Below are 2,189 nucleotides of genomic sequence, written 5' to 3'. Positions count from 1 at the left end.
AGATGCAGATAAAGATGGGGACGTTGATCTTGGGGATGCTATTCTCTTAGGTAGTCAATATCTCTCTCAGCGTAAGTAATGGTTGCCTTCACAGGTTAGATGATGTGATGAGTTGTTGCGATCGTGGCAGCTCCTAGCCTGCTAACGCTGTGTGACGATCGTTAAATTCACGATAAATATTCGAGTTTTTGGCCGACTAACGCTAGGATTAAGCCAGTTTTTGCAGCAATTGGTGGTCGAGCTGGTTATGGCAAAGCGGCTCTTACGTAAGGCAATGGTTCCCCGTCGTTCCCATCTAGCAGTAGTGGTTTTTCCTAATGAAGCAGCGGTGTTTCAAGCATATCGTATGCTGCAAGTGGAGGGAATATCACCAGAGCATCTGGCAATTGTTGGGGCAGGCTATAGCACCCCTGATCGAGTTGGATTACACAGACCCATGCGGATTGCCCTTAGCCAAGGTATGCGCTGGGGGTTATTGCTAGGGACAATCGGGTCATTCTTGGGATTAGTCACCATCCTTGTCCTCAGTTTGGTGATAGCTGTTCCCTCTGGTTTGAGTTCGATTACTCTAGTTCTGGCTACTGGGATCATAACCGGATTTCTAGGCACAGTTATTGGTGCACTGGTTGGGTTCTTGGGGGAAGGTAGTGCTGCTGGCATCTATCGGCATCATCTGCACCAAGGTCACTATCTGCTAATGATCGAAGGCTCTGAGCACCTAGTGCGAATGGCACGAGACATACTCAATCACTATTCGTTGCCTTTGTTGTGATTGGCTATTCTGATTGGCTGTAATTGGCACGGTGTTAGCTGGTAGGTGCAGGTAGCTCATGGGATGGTTTCAGCCACTAACGGGACTGCTCAATCTGTTCCTGAAGTCTAGTTGCCCACTCTGTCAGCGATCAACAGCTCAGGTATTTTGCCTTGCCTGTCAACGCCAGCTTCAGCACTGTCAGTTAGCTCCTCGTCAGGAGCCATTGGGGAATCAAGTGCTGTTATATGCTTGGGGAGACTATAGTGGAGCGCTGCGACGGGCAATCGCTGCCTTAAAGTATGAAAACCAACCCCAAATTGCTCGTCCACTAGGGCAATGGATGGGAGAGCAGTGGCGGATACTTCACAAGACACTTCCCCATTGGCAAGGTTCTTCACAACCCCTAGTGGTTCCCATTCCCCTGCATCCGGCGAAACAGCGTAAACGGGGCTACAACCAGGCCGAGTTGTTGGCACGAGGATTCTGTCAGGTAGCAGAGTTGCCCTTAGCACCCTATGGCTTGCAGCGGATCCGAGAAACTGAAGCCCAGTTCATGCTGTCTGCTGCTAATCGTACCCAAAACTTGTTAGGTGCTTTTGTTGTGGATCGCAGGTTGATGCAACGATCGTCCCCTAGTGTCATTATCCTAGATGACATCTACACCACTGGAGCTACAGCTCAAGCGGCCATACAAGCCTTTCACAACCAAGGTATTTCCGTCTTAGCCGTGGTAGTGCTTGCTCGTGCACAGTTAATGAGCGATCCAATCAGCTATCGTCCGTTGCAAAAACACACCAAGTGGCCAGATGTCGATTAAAATGGGTAGTAGGTTATGCGGATGTGGCGGAATTGGTAGACGCGCCAGATTTAGGTTCTGGTTTCTCACGAAGTGTAGGTTCAAGTCCTATCATCCGCATTCACTCTTTAACTAGCTTCCTGCTCAGAATAGCCTATTGAAATGTCTTTAGGGCATCAACATGGTTTGCCATTAGGATGCAACGGGACAATAATTCACGATCGATGCCCTGTACTTCCTCGCTCTCAGTGATCTGCTCATAGACCAAAGCATCACCCTGTTCCCTGAGATGATAGAACTCTAGTACGCCATCCTCCCAAAACCAGACTTCTCTAATCTTCAGTCGTCGGTAAGCCTCTAGTTTATCGATGCCACCGCTAGAAACCACAACTTCGATCGCTAAATCGGGAATTTTTCTCCCCGGCGCAAGTTTATAGGACTCATCGGCTTCACGCTTCACAGCTAGGGCTTCATTTTCTAGCGTCATTGAGCCAGTGGGGGTAAAGTCAAATCCCGCCGCCAACAGGAACAGTTCTAGCAGAGATGCAATTCTCTTCTTAACTGTTTCGTGAGGTTCTCCAGGCATGCGTCGTACCTCCAAAACGCCGTCCAGAAACGACAGTCGATAGCCTGGACAGA

3 protein-coding genes and 1 tRNA gene are annotated in these 2,189 nt (G+C 49.2%); 3 read left to right on the top strand and 1 reads right to left on the bottom strand.

What is annotated here, in order from left to right:
* The first annotated feature begins 151 nt into the window (after positions 1-151).
* The 3 genes from NZ772_17790 (at position 152) to NZ772_17780 (ending at position 1,670) form a co-directional block, all read left to right on the top strand.
* Positions 152-772: a hypothetical protein gene (locus tag NZ772_17790; protein MCS6815407.1), complete on the top strand. Its 621-nt coding sequence runs from the start codon at positions 152-154 to the stop codon at positions 770-772.
* A gap of 58 nt (positions 773-830) precedes the next feature.
* Positions 831-1,571: a ComF family protein gene (locus NZ772_17785; GenBank protein ID MCS6815406.1), complete on the top strand. Its 741-nt coding sequence runs from the start codon at positions 831-833 to the stop codon at positions 1,569-1,571.
* A gap of 17 nt (positions 1,572-1,588) precedes the next feature.
* Positions 1,589-1,670, top strand: a tRNA-Leu gene (locus NZ772_17780).
* Positions 1,671-1,704: 34 nt separating this feature from the next.
* Here NZ772_17780 and NZ772_17775 read toward each other — a convergent pair.
* Positions 1,705-2,189 (bottom strand): Uma2 family endonuclease (locus NZ772_17775; GenBank protein ID MCS6815405.1); only part of this gene is annotated, 485 nt, incomplete at its 5' end.

The organism is Cyanobacteriota bacterium (assembly GCA_025054735.1).
Taxonomy (GTDB): domain Bacteria; phylum Cyanobacteriota; class Cyanobacteriia; order SKYG9; family SKYG9; genus SKYG9.
Note: the sequence above shows the minus strand (reverse complement) of the source record. Positions and strands in the feature narration are given on the sequence as shown.

Bases quoted from the DNA above. Each gene is read 5' to 3' on its own strand.
- NZ772_17785 (MCS6815406.1), top strand. From the start codon at position 831: ATGGGATGGTTTCAGCCACTAACGGGACTGCTCAATCTGTTCCTGAAG.